Source organism: Marinicauda sp. Alg238-R41, from assembly GCF_947331485.1.
Lineage (GTDB): Bacteria > Pseudomonadota > Alphaproteobacteria > Caulobacterales > Maricaulaceae > Marinicauda > Marinicauda pacifica.
The window spans coordinates 701,524-717,993 of the sequence record NZ_CAMZOJ010000001.1 but is presented as its reverse complement, the minus strand read 5'-3'; the positions used below and the strand labels follow the sequence as shown (position 1 = coordinate 717,993).

The window sequence follows — 16,470 nt, the reverse complement described above, 5'->3', positions numbered from 1 at the left end:
AGTACGAGGTAACACGTGCCCAAAGCTGATCTTGGTGAAAAGCGCGCCTGCGGCGAATGCGGCGCGAAGTTCTACGACCTGAAGAAAGACCCGATCGTCTGCCCGAAATGCGGCGCAGTCTACGATCCCGAGCTTGCGGCTGCGGCGACTAAAAAGCCGCGCCGTGCGGCCGCCAAGCGTGCGGTCGAGGAAGATGATCTCGAAGAGATCAAGGCGAAGAAGAAGAAAAAGCGCAAGCTCGACGAGGACGAAGACGACGACGAGATCGAGGACGAAATCGATCTTGAAGACGACGTCGAAGACGACGACGAGGATGACGACGACGAGATCGAGCTGGATGAAGAACCGCTCGAGATCGCCGACGACGACGAGGAAGATGAGCCCAAGCCGGCCAAGGCGGCCAAGTCGCCCGACGACGAGCTGGCCGAGAGCTTCTCTGAAGAAGAAGCCGATCTCGAAGAAGATGACGACGAGGCGGCCGACATTCTACTCGACGACGAGGACGATGACGACATCGGCCTGGACGTCGACGACGACGATGACGACGACGATCATCTTTAAGAATCAACGCGCAATGCGGCCGGGTGTGGATCAACTGCCACCTGCCGCATTGCGCACTTGATCCGGGCGCGGACCCTGACTATTTTCCGCGCTCCTCAGACGGACGGGCCCCCAAGCCCTTCTGTCCATACGGTGAGGGGCCATAGCTCAGTTGGGAGAGCGCTTGAATGGCATTCAAGAGGTCGGCGGTTCGATTCCGCCTGGCTCCACCACCGTCTTTCTGACATCGCAGCATCGTGACGCGGTCGCCCCTGCGCCCGGGCATATGCGCCCGCCGCGCCCCAGCCCCCCCGGCGGCCGCGCTCTGATCGTCCTTCGCTTCTTCTCCGCCTCCTTCTGTTCGCCATGCTGCGCGCTGCATTCGATGCGCGTGCCCGGGGACATTTGACCGGCTCTCTTGCGTTAAGCGCCCGACCAGCCAAATCTCCCCGTTCTCAAGCGACAAAAGGACCCGACCGCCATGGAAAACGTTGCAGGAAAAGTCGTCGTCATAACCGGAGCCAGCTCGGGCCTCGGTGCAGAGACCGCCCGCCACCTGGTCAAGGCCGGAGCGAAGGTCGCTCTGGGCGCCCGGCGCAAGGACCGTCTGGATGCCCTGGTCGAAGAACTGGGCGACGATCAGGCGGCGGCATTCAAGGTCGACGTCACGAAGCGCGAAGAAGTCGATGCCTTCGTGAAGGGCACGATCGAGCAATTCGGGCAGATCGACGCCATGCTGCACAATGCCGGTGTGATGCCACTGGCGCCCCTGGCGGAAAACCGTCACGAGGAATGGGACGAGTGTATCGACGTCAACCTGAAGGGCGTGCTCTACGGCGTCGGCGCGGTCCTGCCGCACATGAACGAGCGTCAGAGCGGACAGAATCTGTTTGTGTCCTCGGTCGCCGGCCATGTCGTCAATCCGGCCGGTGCGGTCTACTGCGCCACCAAGTTCGGCGTGCGCGCCATCGCTGAATCCCTGCGCAAGGAAGTGAAGGGCAACAAGCTGCGCACGACCATCCTCTCGCCTGGCGCGGTGGAAAGTGAACTGCCCCAGTCGGTCAAATCCGACCGGGTCAAAGGCTTCGTGAACGATCTCTACGAGAATACCGCAATCCCGGCATCGAGCTTCGCGCGTGCCGTGGTTTTCGCGATCAGCCAGCCCGACGACGTGGACATCAACGAAATCCTGTTCCGCCGGACAGCCCAAGAAATGTAGGGCCGGCGCGAATCCCGGGCAGACCCGCGTCCATGTGCAGTTTCCTGCGGGCAACTTCTTGAACGAGTTGGAAAGGCTTCCCACTTCATAGTTCAGTCAAGACGAAGAAGAGGCTGCTTGAGTATGGCCGAAACAATGGAAGCTCTGAACGAAACAGACACGACGCCGCTGGTTTACGTGCGCGAGGTCGCGGGCGCCGATGTGCTCGCCGGCATTGATGAAACGGAAATCCGCGAGCACGGGATCAGCATCGGCGAAAGCGATACGCTGTACGCTGTTCATACCGAGGACGGGACGCGCATGGCCGTGTTCTCAGACCGCAGCCACGCGTTCGCTGCCGCGCGCTACCACGGTGCCGAGCCTGTCAGCGTTCACTAGGGCTTTGACGACCTTATCACGTTCGACCCCTCCCCCCGCAGAACGTGATAATGCGCCCCCGGTCAGAAATGACCGGGGGCGTCTTCGTTTTGGAGGCGGAATACCGTCGGAGCCTAAAGGCTGAGCGCTTCACCCTTGAGCAGGCCCGGCAAATCTCCGGTCTCTCCGCCCGCCTGACGCATGAAGAACCGGCGGGCCGGCGCGATCTTGTCGACCAGCCCCAGGCCGAAGCCGCGCATGGCGCGGATGCTGGCATGGTCGTTGGAAAAGAGCAGATTGAAGAAATCGGTGCCGATCCCGAGCAGCGCCGAATCGCCCTTGCGCCAGCGCTCATAGCTCTCCAGCACAGCGGGTGAGCCGAGATCGAGCCCGGCCCTCTTGGCCTCGACAAGGCAGTCGGCGAGCGCCGCCGCATCGCGCAGGCCCAGATTGAAGCCCTGTCCGGCAATCGGATGGATGGCGCGGGCCGCGTCGCCGACCAGCGCCAGGCGGTCATCAATGAAACGCTCCGACATCTTCAGGCCTAGCGGGTAGGTCCAGCGCGGACCTTCAGGCCTCAACGCGCCCAGAAAATCGCCGAAACGCGCTTCGAGCGCCTCCTGAAATCCGGCCGGGTCCATGTCCCTGAGCGCGTCGGCAGCGGCGGCCTTCTCGGTCCAGACCAAGCTGGAACGGTTGTCCGGGAGTGGCAGTATCGCAAACGGGCCGGCGGGCATGAAGAACTCGTATGCCACACCCTCATGAGGCAAAGCGTGCGCCACCGTTGCGACAAGAGCTTTCTGGCCGTACTCGCGCCCCGTGGTACGAATGCCGGCCTGTTCGCGCAGGCGGGAAAACTTTCCGTCGCACGCGATCACGACCGCGCCTTCCAGCCAGGATCCGTCGTCGAGATGGACGCGAGCGCGGGCGCCTTGGCGGCTCATTGAGTCGACTTTCGCCGGCGCGAACACACTCAGGCCGCACGCTTCGGCAGTCCGGGCAAGCGCGACCCGAGTCCAGCGGTTCTCGGCCATCCAGCCGAGGGGCTCCCCATCCTCGCCGGAATGAATCTCGCGGCGATCAAAGTGCAGGCTGTCGCGGCCCGGACCGCCGGGGCGGAGCCCGTCATTCGGGCGCCCGTCAACCACGAGGATATCCTCGATGCGCTGCGCATGAGGGGCCAGGTGCTCGGCCACGCCGATCGAGTCCAGCATGCGCCAGGAGGTATAGGCCAAAGCGCTGGCACGCCCGTCAAACTCGGGGGTCATCGCGCTGTCGAGCGGCGCCGCGTCGACCACGGCAACCTTCAGCCCGGCCTTGTGCAGGGCAATCGCCAGCGAGAGGCCGGCCATACCACCGCCCACGATCACGCTGTCGCCGGAGAATTTCGCTTCAGTGCTCATGGCTGCCAGCCTAGCCGGTTCACCGGTCAAGAAAAGGGACGCGATGCCGCAAGCGTCCGAGCGTCCTAGCTCAGCGCCCCGATGGCGCGCTGCACCCAGCCGAGCGGACCGGTAAAGGCGAGCGGTCCATCGGTAACGGCCAACGCAATGCAGACTTCGCCTTCTTCAGCCACCGGCTTGTGCTCCAGGCTCGGATCGGCAGTACACAGCTCCCCCGCACCATAGCGGTTCAACCCGTCATGAAAGGCCCCGGTGAGGACCAGGGTGAATTCGCGGCAGTCATGTCCGTGACGGGGCACGCCGCGCCCCGGCTCCAACCGGATCAGCTCGGCCTTCGCAGACCCGTCGCGCATCAACTCCATGCGGCGCACGCCGGGTCCGGCAAAGTTCCACTGGCCCACCTCCAGCGCGTGATCGCGCACGCTTCCGGGAAGGCTCAGCAATTCTTCAATAGCGCGGCCGGCTGCGCTCGCGGCCGACACATCGCGGCGTTCGTCCGAGCTGCCGACGGCCCGCATCGCACCGGCCTCGCCCAGGCTGGCGCGCTCCGCGTCGATCGCCGCAAAGACCTGGTCGAGCGCACCCGGCTTCAGGCCGGCGGGCGGGATCTGCTCCAGAAGCGCGCCAGCGGCCGCCTCGGCAAGCTCGCACTCCTCGCGCACCTCGTTGCGCACGGCAGCCTGGGTTTCGACGAGCAGACGCATCGGTGCGGACAAGGCGCCGGCCGCGTACGCAATGTAGATTTCATCACCGAGCGGGTGGTTCGTCATGAGGTCTTGCCCGTCTGTCCGAAAAGGGACGCATCCGAAGGCGTCGGATATTGTGCGCAGCGCGAAGGCTTCAAGTCGCGGCTGCAAATAATATTCATGGCGCGCATCTCTGGCTCTCAAAGCTCACTGGATTGAAGGATATTGCGCATCTTGTCGAAGGCGAGCCGCAAACGCGATTTGACCGTTCCCAGCGGCACGCCCTCGCGTTCGGCGATGTCGCGGTGGGACAAGCCTTCAAAGAAGGCGAGCCGCAACAGTGCGATCTGTTCTTCCGGCAGGCCGGCCATCGCCTGCGCCACGCGGCTGGAGGACTGGCTGGAAATGACCGCCGCATCGGGGCTCTCCGGCTGGGAGGGCGCGAGCAGCGGATCCTCGCCATCCAGGTCCGGCTTGTCGGCGCGGCGCACGGCATCGATGCGCCGGTTGCGGGCGATCCGGAATATCCAGGTGGAGGCCGAGGCCTGGGAGGGGTCGAACTGACCCGCCTTGCGCCAGACTGTGAGCATGACCTCCTGGGCCAGTTCCTCGGCAAGGGCATCGGAAGCGTTCAACCTGAGCAGGTAGCCCTTGACCCGCGGCGCGTAGAATTGAAACAACTCCGCGAATGCGTCGCGGTCCTGACGCGCAGTCGCCTCGACCAGGAAATTGAGCCGGGCGCGGTCGGGCGCGGGTGCCGGGTTGGGTGCTGCGTCTGACACTGACAGGTCCGTACGATCTTGCGATAATATCATGAGACCGGGTTATGCCCGGAAAATCAAATACGAACGCCTTGAATTCGCCTCTCTCGACCGGTTTAACCGACTTGAATGCCGGCGTCACTGATCGTCAGCCGGCCCCGCCAGCCTGCTTGCGCCAGACGGAGTCTCCCATGCGTCGAACCGCCTTGTCCGCCCTCTTCATCAGCCTCCTTTGCAGCGCCGGCGCCGCAGCCCAGGAGCCGGCCTTCCAGGGCGAGCATAATGACTGGCGCGTCTTCACGCGCGGCGAAGGCGATGCACAGATTTGTTATGCGACGAGCCGTCCGACCGATTCCCGCCCGGGAAGCGTGGATCACGGCGATGTCTATTTTCTCGTGTCGACCTGGGCTTCGGGCGCAGCCGAAGAGCAGCCGAGCTTCCTGGCCGGCTACGCGCTGCAGCCCAACACGCCGCCTCTGGCGCGTGTCGGCTCCTCGAGCTTCACGATGTATGTCTCCGAGCGCGAAGGCTTCATCGAGGACTTGCGGGACGAGCAGCGCCTGGTCGACGCCATGCGCCGCGGCGCCACCATGCGGGTCGAAGCCATGTCGGCCCGCGGCACGGCCACGGCCTATGAATTCTCCCTGTCCGGCGTGACTGCTGCGCTCGATCAGGTCGAGGCTCTCTGCGACTAGAGATCGTCGAACGCTGCGATCAGGACGTCCGGGAACGGGCAGGCCGACGTAGACTTGCCGCGTCTAGCGCCTTGGGGGCTTGGACGTCGGGGGTCCAAACGGCTTTGGCCGGACCTTTGTCTTGTGATCGGGCGGGCCTTTCGATCCGTCCGGCATCAGGCCGCGATAATAGCCTTTCTGCCATTTTTCGTCGGCCGCCGCCTTGTCGCCGGTTTTCAGCCGGCCGGAGAAATCGGACCGGCTCTGGCGCCAGATCTCCATCTGGTCTGCCGTCTTCTTGTCGGTATGCAGCGGCCGGATCTCAGTCTGGATACGCTCGAACAGGTCCCGGCGTACCGGGAAGAGATGCGCAATCGCCTCGTCCTTCTCGAACCGGACCTCGCCGGGCCGGGTAAACCGCCAGTTCATGGTGAAGGAGTACGGACTCCAGTCGGTCTCGATGACGCCGGACAGGCCGCAAATGCCATCCTTGGGCGCATTGACCGGCCCCGACACCCAGATATTCCACCCCGGCGGGGTACGCAGCAGGAAGCCCATCTCGAACGTCAGGATGCCGGAACCGAAATTGGTCATGGCAACGCCGGGATAGTTCATCCGCATCGGGTCATCGAGCGTGATCTCGACATCCTCGACACGGTTTCCGCCATTCCAGCGCGCGGTCAGGCCGGTCGTCGAGAAGACTTCCCAGCCATGCTGGTTAGCGACAGCCAGCGGCAGACACCGGTAGGCAAAACTCTCCGGGGTGTCGTCCATCCATTGCCGGCGCGTGTCGGCAGGCCGGATGGGCGGGTCTTCGGCGGTGAGGGGATGACAGATCAGCTTCATGTCGAGAAGAAGAAGCCGCTGCGCCACGCTTTTCAAGCCCTGACTGCGCCACTGCGCAGCGCTGTCCGGCACCCTGGCCGACCAGGCTTGCGCAACGCCCACTCGCAATCCTGCCGCTTTTCACCTATATGCGCGCCCCATGACGACGACCCTTGATCTCTCCGCCGCCGCACGTCCCGCCCCGGCCAGCCTGCCCAGCCTTGCCGGCCTCACGTTCGAGCAGCTCAAAGCCGCCCTTGTCGAGACCGGTCTGGTCGACGAGCGGAAGGCGAAGATGCGCGCCGAGCAACTGTGGCGGTGGGTGTATCACTACGGCGTCACGTCGTTCGACGAGATGACGAATGTGTCCAAGGCACTGCGCAACGCTCTGGAAGAGCGTTTCACGATGGCGCGTCCGCAGATCGTGGAGCGGCAGCTCAGTAATGACGGTACGCGCAAATACCTGATCCGCTTCGCCCCGGGCGTGGAAGCGGAAACCGTATTCATCCCCGGTGTGGGCCGCTCCGGTGCGCTGTGCGTATCCAGTCAGGTCGGCTGCACACTCAACTGCACCTTCTGTCATACCGGCACCCAGAAGCTGGTGCGCAATCTGACCGCGGCCGAGATCATCACCCAGGTCATGATCGCGCGCGACGATCTGGGCGAATGGCCGACCTCCAACGAGGACCGGCAAATCACCAATATCGTCTTCATGGGCATGGGCGAGCCGCTCTACAATCTCGACCATGTCTCCGACGCGATCGAAGTAATCGCGGACAGCCACGGCATCTCGATCGGACGCCGCCGGATGACGGTCTCCACCTCGGGGGTCGTCCCGAAGATCGTCGAGTTGGGCGAACGTACCCGCGCCATGCTGGCCATCAGCCTGCACGCGACCAACGATGCCTTGCGCGATGAGCTGGTGCCGATCAACAAGCGCTATCCCCTTGCCGAGCTGATGGACGCGATCCGGGCCTATCCCGATCTGTCAAACTCGAAGCGCGTGACTTTCGAGTACGTGATGCTGAAAGGGGTCAATGATTCCCCGGCCGAGGCGCGCGAGCTCGTGCGCCTGCTCAAGGGTATTCCGTCCAAGATCAACCTGATCCCGTTCAATCCCTGGCCGGGCAGCGGATACGAGTGCTCGGACTGGGACCAGATCGAGACCTTCGCCGAGATCGTGAACCGGGCGGGCTATGCCAGCCCGATCCGTACGCCGCGCGGCCGGGACATCCTGGCGGCCTGCGGCCAGCTGAAGAGCGACTCTGAAAAGATGCGTGCCAGCGAGCGCCTCAAGCTGGAGCGCGCCGCGCAGGAGGCCAGCCCGGACTCTACCGCCAACACGCACCTCTATGGCGAAGGTACCAATCTGGCCTGATCGGGCCGAACGCACAGGCGGCCGGAACCTGACCTCCCCGATTTCCGTTGTTTCAGGCACACTCCCTACAGGCAATCGGAAAGGACGAGCGATGAGCGGTCCGACCCCCAAACCCGACCTCGACAAAGAAAAGACGGCACGCCAGACCACCGGCGCAACAACGCGCCAGGAGCAGCTCGAGACCTCTGAAACCCGCGGCGATCGCCCTGCCGGCAACCCGGACGTATCCCGGTCCGGCGGCGACATTGCCCGGGGTATCGGCACCAAGGACGAGCTCAAGCAACAGCTCGGCGTCGAGGGCCAGAAGACACGCGTGCATGCCAGCGAAGAGCAGCACACGCCCAAGAAAGACGAGAACGACGATGGTCAGCGCGGCGAGTACCGCAACCCGGACGAGAAGCGCGGCCAGCGCAGTGCCGCCGAACGCGGCACTTAGCGCCAGCCTTGTGATCCGTCCCGCAGACGGAAAAACTGACACCCGGCTTTCACAGGCCGGGTGTTTGCGTGTAAGGGCGCTGTCATGAGCAAGACGACGAAGCCGGACGGCGGCAAGACCAAACCCGACACTCGAAATCTGGGCCCGCGCGCCATCGCGCTGGATGCTGTCATGGGCGTCTTCACCAAGGGCGCGCCCATGGATCACGCCTTGGCGAGTCACCCGGACCACAAGCGGCTGGAACCGCGTGATCGCGCCTTCGCCCGTGCGATTGCCGCGGCTGCGGTCCGGCGCAAGGGAGCGCTGGAGGCAGCCCTTAACGCATTCCTGGACAAGCCCCTGCCCGACAGCGCTCTGCGCGCACATCTCGTGCTGGTGTGCGGCGCCGGGGAGTTGATGGTTCTCAACAACGCGCCTCATGCCGTCGTCGATGCCTGGGTCACCGTGATGCGCGCCGACGCGGAATGCGAACGCTTTGCCGGGCTTGCCAATGCCGTGCTGCGCCGGATTTCCGAGCGCGGCCGCGGGGCGTTCGAGGCGGCGGACCCGCTGCACGACCTGCCCGACTGGCTCTCCGACGCCTGGTCAAAGGCCTATGGCGTCAAGACGGCGCGCGCGATGGCCCGGGCCCGATCGGTTCACCCGCCGCTGGACCTGACGCTTAAAGTGCCGGGCGAGGCCGAAGCCCTGGCCGACGAGCTTGAAGGGATCTGCCTTCCCAACGGGACGGTCCGCCTGTCCGAAACGCGCGACCCGACCGGCATCCCGGGGTTTGAAGAGGGCCGGTGGTGGATCCAGGACGCAGCTGCGACCTTGCCGGTTCGAATTCTGGCGCCTCAGCCGGGCGAACGTATTGCGGACCTTTGCGCCGCACCGGGCGGAAAGACCCTGCAGATTGCTGCCAGCGGCGCGCAGACATTCGCGGTCGACCGCGCCCCGAAACGGCTCAAGGCCCTCTACGACAATCTGGAACGGACCCGGCTTTCGGCGACGGTCGAGGCGGCCGATGCGGCCCAGTGGCAGCCGGACGAACCCCTCGACGGTGCCCTGCTGGACGCGCCATGCAGTGCAACCGGCACGCTGCGGCGCCGCCCCGATGCAGCCTGGGCCAAGACACAGGCCGACATTGCCAGCCTAGCTTCCGTGCAGGCGAGCCTTCTGACCGCAGCCTACAAGCTGATCCGTCCCGGAGGCCGTCTGGTCTATTGCACCTGCTCGCTTGAACCCCAGGAAGGCGAGAAGCAGATCGCCGGTTTTCTGAAACGCAACCCCGAAGCACGACTGGACCCCATCCGGCCGGAAGAAGTCCCTGGCCTGGAAGACGCGATCGACGCGGAAGGGGCGCTTCGCACCCGGCCTGACATGTGGCGCGAGGTCGGTGGCATCGACGGGTTCTACATCGCGCGCCTGGTGCGTCCGGCCGGCTAGACCACGCCGTTGGCACGCAGTGCAGAGCGGTAGAATTTGAGGATGTCGTTGTGCAGGCCGGTGATTTCCGACGTGTGACGACCGGCGCGGTCGGCGCCCTCGAACTTACGGTCCTCGGCGATACGCGCAAACAGGTGATCGCAAGGGGCGATGCGAACTGAAGCCGCCACGAGAATCGTCTCGGTAATCTTGATGTTGCGTCCCTCGATCAGGATGTCGAGGGCCTCCTCGCTGAAGGCGCGCGAGTTTACAAGCCGGTAAAGCGTACTGAAGGTCGGCAGGGGCAAGCGCCAGAACACGGTCTCCAGGCTCAGATCACCCTGCGGCGCCTCTGCCCCGGCTGGACGCATCTCCTCGATTTCAGCCTGGCACAGCATCGCATGCTTGATGAGATTGAGCTGGCTGGAATGCCCGTTGATCAGACTGTTGAGCGTTTGGGCAAAGTAGAGATGCTGACGCTTGAATTCGACCCAGCGGCCGATCTTCTGACGGAAGACGACTTCCTCGGGGAGGCCCTGAGGGGTGCTGTTGCCCTGACGGACCTCCCGGATCCATTTTGAAATCGCTTTTTGCATTCGGGCTCACGGCGCACAGAGAGAGCGCTTACTCTAGACCTGAACCTGTTTAACAAACGTAAGAGCGCTGCATCGGGTGCGCACCGGCTTGCCCTGCCCGGGGGGCGCTGATATTCGACGTTCATGAGCCACACCCCCCTGATTTCGCCCTCCATCCTGTCCGCCGACTTCGCCCGACTGGGCGAAGAGGTTAAAGCCATAGACGAGGCGGGAGCCGACTGGATTCACGTGGATGTGATGGACGGTCACTTCGTGCCGAACCTGACCATCGGGCCGGCGGTCGTCAAAGCGATCCGGGCCTGGTCGGACAAGCCCTTCGACGTGCATCTCATGATCGCACCGATCGACCCCTACATCGACGCCTTCGTGGATGCGGGCGCAAACCAGATCACGGCGCATCCCGAGGCAGGACCGCATTTTCATCGCACGGTCCAGACGATCAAGGCCGCCGGCGCAAAGGCGGGGGCCGCCCTGAACCCGTCGACCAGCCCGGACATCATCGATTATGTGCTGGACTCGCTCGACCTCGTTCTGGTCATGAGCGTCAATCCCGGCTTTGGCGGGCAAAGCTTCATCGACGATCAGCTGCGCAAGATCGAGACCCTGAGAGCGCGCATCGACAAGCGGGGCCTGGCGACGTTGATCGAAGTCGATGGCGGGGTGAACCCCGAGACGGCGAAACGCTGCGTGGCCGCGGGCGCGAATGCGCTGGTGGCCGGATCAGCGGTATTCAAGGACGGACCGGACCGCTACAAGTCGAATATCGACGCGCTGCGAGGCAAATAACCCGGCTATGGGCGAACAGATTACGACGGGCGAAATGGCAGGGGCCGTGGTCCGGCTCGTCCGGCGCGAAGCCTCCGATTTTGCCAATGCGGTGCCACTTTACCGCATGGCCGTGCTGTCGGGTCAAAGTCCGGACCGGCTGCTCATCGAACCCAAGCGCCTGTCCTCCGGCAACAAGGCGGCCGGTGCCGCGATCCTGGCGGGGCGATTTACCCTGGCAGGCGACACGTTGCAGGTCGCGCCCGGCGACAGCATCTGGGCGCGTCCCGCGCCATCGCGCCGCTTCGCCGCCGGCCTGCACGGGTTCGACTGGCTGAAGGACCTGTCCAGCGTCGAAGATCCCGAAGCCGGACTGATGGCACGAACCCTGACGGACGACTGGCTTGAGCAGTTCGGTCAGTGGAACTGGTTTGCCTGGAGCCCGTCCGTGACCGCCCGACGATTGGACGCCTGGCTCTGGGCAGGCAATTTGCTTTTCGAGAGCGACGAGCCCTCGCTGATTACTGCCCGGCTGAGTGCCGCCTCGCGCATGGCCAGGAGACTGCGCCGGGCCCTTCCCCTCATGGCGCGCGACCGCGAACGCCTGCAGGGCGCAATCACCTTGTGCCTTGCCGCGATTTGCCTTGAGCCCGGCGACAGCATCCTGCGCGAGGCCGACACGCTGCTGGCGGCAGCCTTGAAGACCCAGATTCTGCCAGATGGCGGGCATGTCAGCCGCAATCCGGAAACGGCGAGCGAGATCTTCATCGCGCTCGCCCGTCTGGACCACGCGGCCGACCGGCGAGGGGTGACGCTGGACGACGAGGTACGCCGAGCCCTCGACCGGATCGCTCCTTTCCTCTCATTCTGTCGTCTGGAAGGTGGTCTGGCCGCCTTTCACGGTGGCGGGGAAGGCGATCTGCGCGCGCTGGACGCGGCCAAGGCATTGGTCAAGCTGGACAAGCGCGGCTTCAATGTCGCGCCACATTCGGGCTACCACAAGGCAAGCGCCGGCGGTATCGAGATCATTCTGGACGGGGCCAGCCCGCCGCGCGGAGTCAACGCCGCAGAAAGCCACGCCAGTGCGCTCGCCTTCGAGATGGCCAGCCCGGGCGGCAAGCTGGTGGTCAATTGCGGCTGGTCGAACGCGCAGCCAGGCTCGTGGCGCGAGCCTGTACGCGCCACAGCGGCCCATTCGGTGCTGACGCTGGAGGAAACTTCCTCTGCCCGCCTGCTTCAACCTGGCTGGAAACGCGCCCTGCTCGGGCCGCGCCTGGTTCACGGGCCCGACCCGGTCAAGGCGCGGCGCAATGAGGAAGACCTCGGTATCTGGCTGGAAGCGACCCATGACGGCTATCGCAAGCGCTTCGGCCTGTCCCTGCGCCGGCGGATATTCCTGGCTGCGGACGGGGGCGATCTGCGCGGCGAGGACGGGCTCTTCCGGCCGGTCGGGGACGGTCCTCCTGACAATCCGGAGGAACGATATACGTTCGCGATCCGCTTTCACCTGCATCCCGATGTGCGCGCCTCGCTCTCGCGCGATGCGCTGAGCGCCCTTCTCGTGCAGCCCAATGGGGAAGGCTGGCGCTTTCGCACCGATGGCGGCACGGTCCGTCTGGAGCGATCGGTCTACCTGGCTGCGGGCGCACCGCCGGAACGGACCACACAACTGGTGGTATCCGGTGACGCAGAGCCCTATGGTGGCGGAGACAGGCCTCCGAACCGAGTGCGTTGGGCGTTCCAGCGCCTTGGCCGGATGGGAAGTGCAGGTTGAGGGGATTCATGGGGAGACGGCGATCGGCATCCAATGACCGCGCAAGGCTGACCGCCGGGCTCGCAACGCCCTGGCTGGTGCTGGTCTTCGATACGCTGGCCGGCGGCGCGGCCATGTATGCCAGTATTTCCCTGCGATACCTGCTCGAGCCGGGCCGCACGCCGCCCGGTCCGATAGAGTGGTATGCCAGCATTATCTTCGCAGGTGTGTGCGCGGCCGTGTTCTGGAGCCTGCGCGCGCACCGGGCGATCTGGCGCTATACCGCGGTCAACGACGTGGTTCGTGTCCTGCAGGGCGTCCTGCTAGCCCATCTTATCTTTCTGCCCATCTTCTTCCTCTCCACGCGCCTGGATGACTTCCCACGCTCCAGCCTGCTGATCTCCGTCCCGGTGATGGCCGCGGCCCAGATCCTGCCGCGCCTCTTCGTTGCCGCCTGGACATCGGGCGATCTGCGCTCCCTCGTCCGGTTCGAACGCCGGGACCAGCCGCCTGCGGTCCTGGTCGGCAATACTCAGCGTGTCGCCGAGGTGTTGCGCGAACAATACCGGCGCACCGGGGGACCGGTCTTCCGCTTTCGCGCCGTGATCGATACCGGCGGCGACACGGCCGGGCGCGCCCTTCAAGGCGTGCCGGTCCTGGGCGGAACCGATCAGCTGGAGCGCGCGGTCACGCTCGCCAAGGGCTCGGCTGCCAGCGTGCGTATCGTGATCGCGGATCCCGAAGCCGATCCGGCCCTGGTCAATCTGTGTGCCAAGGTGGCCGGCAAGACCGGCGCCAGCCTGACGCGCGCGCGCCGGGGAGAAGGCGCAGCCGCGTTCACTCAGGTGGAAGCCGCCGACCTGCTCTCGCGCCCGCCGCGCTCCCTGGCGCGAGCCGGCGCGCAGGCTCTCGTGGCAGGCAAGCGCGTGCTCGTTACCGGGGCAGGCGGAACGATTGGCGGAGAGTTGGTGCGCCACGTCATCAAGTCCGAGCCGGCTGAGCTGATCCTGGTCGACTGTGCCGAATCCCACCTTTACGAAATCGACATGGAGCTGCGCGCCGAGCCGCGCGATTTCCCCTGGCAGAGCCTGCTGGTCGATGTGCGCAACAAGGCGTCCATGCGCCATGTCTTCGAAACCACACGTCCGCAGATCGTGCTGCACGCCGCGGCGCTCAAGCATGTTCCTTTGAGCGAAAGCAATCCGTTTGAAGCCGCCCGCACCAACGTGATTGGCACCCAGACCCTGACCGAGGCGGCGATCAACGCGAAGGCCGAAGCCCTGGTCCTGATCTCGACCGACAAGGCCGTCGATCCGCTCTCGGTCATGGGAGCCAGCAAGCGGTGCGCCGAAATCTATATCGCCTCGCGCGCGGCACAGAACCCGGAGACACGCCTGTGCGCGGTCCGCTTCGGCAATGTTCTGGCGTCTAACGGCTCCGTCGTTCCGCTGTTCGAACGCCAGATCGAACGCGGCGGCCCGGTCACGGTCACCCACGAAAAGATGACGCGCTATTTCATGACGGTGGAGGAGGCGGCCTCGCTGGTGCTCGACGCGGCGGCGCAATGTGCCAACGGGCTCGCGCCGCAGGGCTCGCTCTTCGTGCTGGACATGGGCGATCCCGTCCCGATCGCACGTCTGGCCCGCCAGTTGATACGGCTGAGAGGCAAGGAGCCCGGCCGTGACATCGAGATAAAGTTCATCGGAATGCGTCCGGGCGAGAAAATGCACGAGGATCTCGCCCATGCCTTCGAGACGCTCGAGCCCTCACCCACGGCCGGTGTCTTGCGCGCCAGCGGCCCGATTACCGACATGGCGATTCTGAACAAGAGCTTGGAGGCGTTGAGCGAGGCGGCCGATTCACGTGACCGCACGGTACTTCTGAAGGCGCTCGACGATATTGTCGCAATGGGGTTGCCGGAGGGCGTGATGTCGCTGGCCGGGCGGCTTTCGGCGCGCGGCTAGAAGTGGTATCAGGCGCGCTTCCCCAACAGTCCTTGAAGGCCCGGAGCCCCTCGTCATGGCTGATACCGATCTCTACCCCGTCAAGCGCGCCCTGATTTCTGTCTCTGACAAGAGCGGACTGGTCGAACGCGCGCGGCGCCTGTCCAAAGCCGGGGTGGAACTTATTTCCACCGGAGGAACGCTCAAGGCGCTGACCGAGGCTGGTCTGAAGGCGCGCGACGCCTCTGAGATCACGCAATACCCGGAGATGATGGACGGGAGGGTGAAAACCCTGCATCCGCGAATTCACGGCGGGCTGCTGGCCCGGCGCGATCAGGAGGGCGACCTCGCCTCGATGGAAGAACACGGCATTCCCCAGATCGATCTGTTGATGGTCAATCTCTATCCGTTCGAGGAAGCCGTCGCCTCCGGCACCGACCTGGCCGGATGCATCGCCAAGATCGATGTTGGCGGCCCAGCGATGATCCGGGCCGCGGCCAAGAACCAGGCCCATGTATGCGTCTGTGTGGACGGCGAAGATCTCGACAGCGTGCTTGCCGCCATGGACGCCAATGACGGGCAGACTCCTTTGAACTTGCGCCGCAAGCTGGCGGCCAAGGCGTTTGCGCGTACCGCAGCCTACGACGCAGCGATCGCCCAGCGTCTCGCCGAAGAGGTGGAGGAGCCCAGTCAAGCCTGCTTCACCCAGGGCGGCCCTCTGCTGAAAGGCCTGCGCTACGGGGAAAATCCCCACCAGAAAGCGGCCCTCTACGCCACGCCGGAAAAGCGCCCCGGCGTTGCATCCGCCCGCCAGGCCCAGGGCAAGGAACTGTCCTACAACAATCTCGCCGATGCCGACGCGGCCTTCGAGCTGGTCAGCGAGTTCAATCCCGAAGAGCGCGCCGCGGCGGTCATCGTCAAGCATGCCAATCCATGTGGCGTCGCGACCGCCGAGACGCTGGCCGACGCGTATGAGAAGGCGTTCGCAGCCGACCCCGTCAGCGCGTTCGGCGGTATCATCGCGCTGAACCGCCGGATCGATGCCGAGACCGCCGACCGGATCGCGAAAATCTTCTGCGAAGTCGTCATTGCCCCGGCTGCCGAGGACGCCGCCCTCGATATCCTGTCGGGCAAGAAGAATGTCCGCGTCATGCTGACCGGAAAGCTGGCCGACCCAACCCAGCCGGGCTGGATGGTCAAGTCAGTGGCCGGCGGGCTCCTCGTTCAGGAGCGCGACCGTGGCCGCATCGCGCAGAACGCGCTCAAGACGGTGACGGACCGCGCCCCAAGCGAGGAAGAGCTCGCCGATCTGATGTTTGCCTGGACGGTGGTCAAGCACGTGAAGTCAAACGCGATCGTCTACGCCAAGGACCTCACGACCGCCGGGATCGGCATGGGCCAGACCAGCCGGCTGGAAGCCGCGCGGCTGGCTTTGCGCAAGGCCGAGGAATCGGCACGCGAGAATGACTGGGTGGCCCCGATGACCGAAGGCTCTGTCTGCGCATCGGATGCCTTCTTCCCCTTCGCAGACGGGGTGAAGACCGCCATCGAGGCCGGTGCGACGGCAATCATCCAGCCGGGCGGATCGATCCGCGACGAGGAAGTCATCGCAGCGGCGAACGAGGCCGGGCTGGCGATGGTCTTCACCGGCATGCGCCACTTCCGTCACTAGGCCGGACATGCAGGGGCGCTTGCAGATTTCGCAGTTAGCCCTTGCCTGCCTCGCC

At 64.9% G+C, this 16,470-nt stretch carries 16 protein-coding genes and 1 tRNA gene; 12 read left to right on the top strand and 5 right to left on the bottom strand.

Annotated elements, in window-relative coordinates:
* Positions 1-15: 15 nt before the first annotated feature.
* The 4 genes from PGP17_RS03350 (at position 16) to PGP17_RS03335 (ending at position 2,137) form a co-directional block, all read left to right on the top strand.
* Positions 16-561 carry a TIGR02300 family protein gene (locus PGP17_RS03350; protein WP_270374246.1) on the top strand — a complete coding sequence of 182 codons (546 nt, stop codon included), beginning with the start codon at positions 16-18 and terminating at the stop codon, positions 559-561.
* Positions 562-697: 136 nt separating this feature from the next.
* Positions 698-773, top strand: a tRNA-Ala gene (locus PGP17_RS03345).
* Between the two features lie 248 nt (positions 774-1,021).
* The gene (locus tag PGP17_RS03340) at positions 1,022-1,759 is read left to right on the top strand and encodes an SDR family oxidoreductase (protein ID WP_270374245.1); all 738 of its coding nucleotides are present in this window, start codon (positions 1,022-1,024) and stop codon (positions 1,757-1,759) included.
* Positions 1,760-1,882: 123 nt separating this feature from the next.
* Positions 1,883-2,137, top strand: coding sequence for a DUF1150 family protein (locus PGP17_RS03335; RefSeq protein WP_135945456.1), 255 nt, complete (start codon positions 1,883-1,885; stop codon positions 2,135-2,137).
* Between the two features lie 113 nt (positions 2,138-2,250).
* Here PGP17_RS03335 and PGP17_RS03330 read toward each other — a convergent pair whose 3' ends face one another.
* The 3 genes from PGP17_RS03330 to PGP17_RS03320 all read right to left on the bottom strand — a co-directional run bounded on the left by PGP17_RS03330 (position 2,251) and on the right by PGP17_RS03320 (position 4,987).
* The gene (locus tag PGP17_RS03330) at positions 2,251-3,519 is read right to left on the bottom strand and encodes an FAD-dependent oxidoreductase (RefSeq protein ID WP_270374244.1); all 1,269 of its coding nucleotides are present in this window, start codon (positions 3,517-3,519) and stop codon (positions 2,251-2,253) included.
* 65 nt (positions 3,520-3,584) lie between these two features.
* Positions 3,585-4,289, bottom strand: coding sequence for a ChrR family anti-sigma-E factor (locus PGP17_RS03325; protein ID WP_270374243.1), 705 nt, complete (start codon positions 4,287-4,289; stop codon positions 3,585-3,587).
* Between the two features lie 116 nt (positions 4,290-4,405).
* Complete coding sequence (locus PGP17_RS03320; protein ID WP_233342189.1) at positions 4,406-4,987, bottom strand: sigma-70 family RNA polymerase sigma factor; 582 nt, start codon at positions 4,985-4,987, stop codon at positions 4,406-4,408.
* 170 nt (positions 4,988-5,157) lie between these two features.
* On the opposite strand from PGP17_RS03320, the gene PGP17_RS03315 reads away from it, so the two are divergent.
* On the top strand, positions 5,158-5,661 hold the full coding sequence (locus PGP17_RS03315) for an invasion associated locus B family protein (protein WP_270374242.1): 504 nt from the start codon (positions 5,158-5,160) through the stop codon (positions 5,659-5,661).
* Between the two features lie 63 nt (positions 5,662-5,724).
* Here the strand turns inward: PGP17_RS03315 and PGP17_RS03310 are convergent, their stop codons facing one another.
* Positions 5,725-6,588, bottom strand: a complete 864-nt coding sequence (locus tag PGP17_RS03310; RefSeq protein ID WP_233342188.1) for a DUF6065 family protein — start codon at positions 6,586-6,588, stop codon at positions 5,725-5,727.
* 37 nt (positions 6,589-6,625) lie between these two features.
* Here PGP17_RS03310 and rlmN point away from each other — a divergent pair, with 37 nt between their 5' ends.
* The 3 genes from rlmN to PGP17_RS03295 all read left to right on the top strand — a co-directional run bounded on the left by rlmN (position 6,626) and on the right by PGP17_RS03295 (position 9,707).
* Positions 6,626-7,843: a 23S rRNA (adenine(2503)-C(2))-methyltransferase RlmN gene (gene rlmN, locus PGP17_RS03305; RefSeq protein WP_135945461.1), complete on the top strand. Its 1,218-nt coding sequence runs from the start codon at positions 6,626-6,628 to the stop codon at positions 7,841-7,843.
* 91 nt (positions 7,844-7,934) lie between these two features.
* Complete coding sequence (locus tag PGP17_RS03300) at positions 7,935-8,279, top strand: hypothetical protein (RefSeq protein ID WP_135945462.1); 345 nt, start codon at positions 7,935-7,937, stop codon at positions 8,277-8,279.
* Between the two features lie 84 nt (positions 8,280-8,363).
* Complete coding sequence (locus PGP17_RS03295; RefSeq protein ID WP_270374241.1) at positions 8,364-9,707, top strand: RsmB/NOP family class I SAM-dependent RNA methyltransferase; 1,344 nt, start codon at positions 8,364-8,366, stop codon at positions 9,705-9,707.
* Here the strand turns inward: PGP17_RS03295 and PGP17_RS03290 are convergent.
* Positions 9,704-10,282, bottom strand: coding sequence for a hypothetical protein (locus tag PGP17_RS03290; RefSeq protein ID WP_135945464.1), 579 nt, complete (start codon positions 10,280-10,282; stop codon positions 9,704-9,706). The genes PGP17_RS03295 and PGP17_RS03290 overlap by 4 nt on opposite strands.
* A gap of 123 nt (positions 10,283-10,405) precedes the next feature.
* On the opposite strand from PGP17_RS03290, the gene rpe reads away from it, so the two are divergent.
* Genes rpe through purH form a run of 4 tightly spaced genes read left to right on the top strand, consistent with a single transcriptional unit; the run spans position 10,406 to position 16,415 of the window.
* Positions 10,406-11,068: a ribulose-phosphate 3-epimerase gene (gene rpe / locus PGP17_RS03285; RefSeq protein ID WP_270374240.1), complete on the top strand. Its 663-nt coding sequence runs from the start codon at positions 10,406-10,408 to the stop codon at positions 11,066-11,068.
* 7 nt (positions 11,069-11,075) lie between these two features.
* Positions 11,076-12,821, top strand: a complete 1,746-nt coding sequence (locus tag PGP17_RS03280) for a heparinase II/III family protein (protein ID WP_270374239.1) — start codon at positions 11,076-11,078, stop codon at positions 12,819-12,821.
* 8 nt (positions 12,822-12,829) lie between these two features.
* A complete protein-coding gene (locus PGP17_RS03275) occupies positions 12,830-14,764 on the top strand; it encodes a nucleoside-diphosphate sugar epimerase/dehydratase (protein ID WP_135945467.1) in 1,935 nt (644 codons plus the stop codon).
* Positions 14,765-14,819: 55 nt separating this feature from the next.
* Positions 14,820-16,415 (top strand): bifunctional phosphoribosylaminoimidazolecarboxamide formyltransferase/IMP cyclohydrolase, encoded by a 1,596-nt coding sequence (gene purH / locus PGP17_RS03270; RefSeq protein WP_270374238.1) that lies wholly within the window; start codon positions 14,820-14,822, stop codon positions 16,413-16,415.
* Positions 16,416-16,470 lie beyond the last annotated feature (55 nt).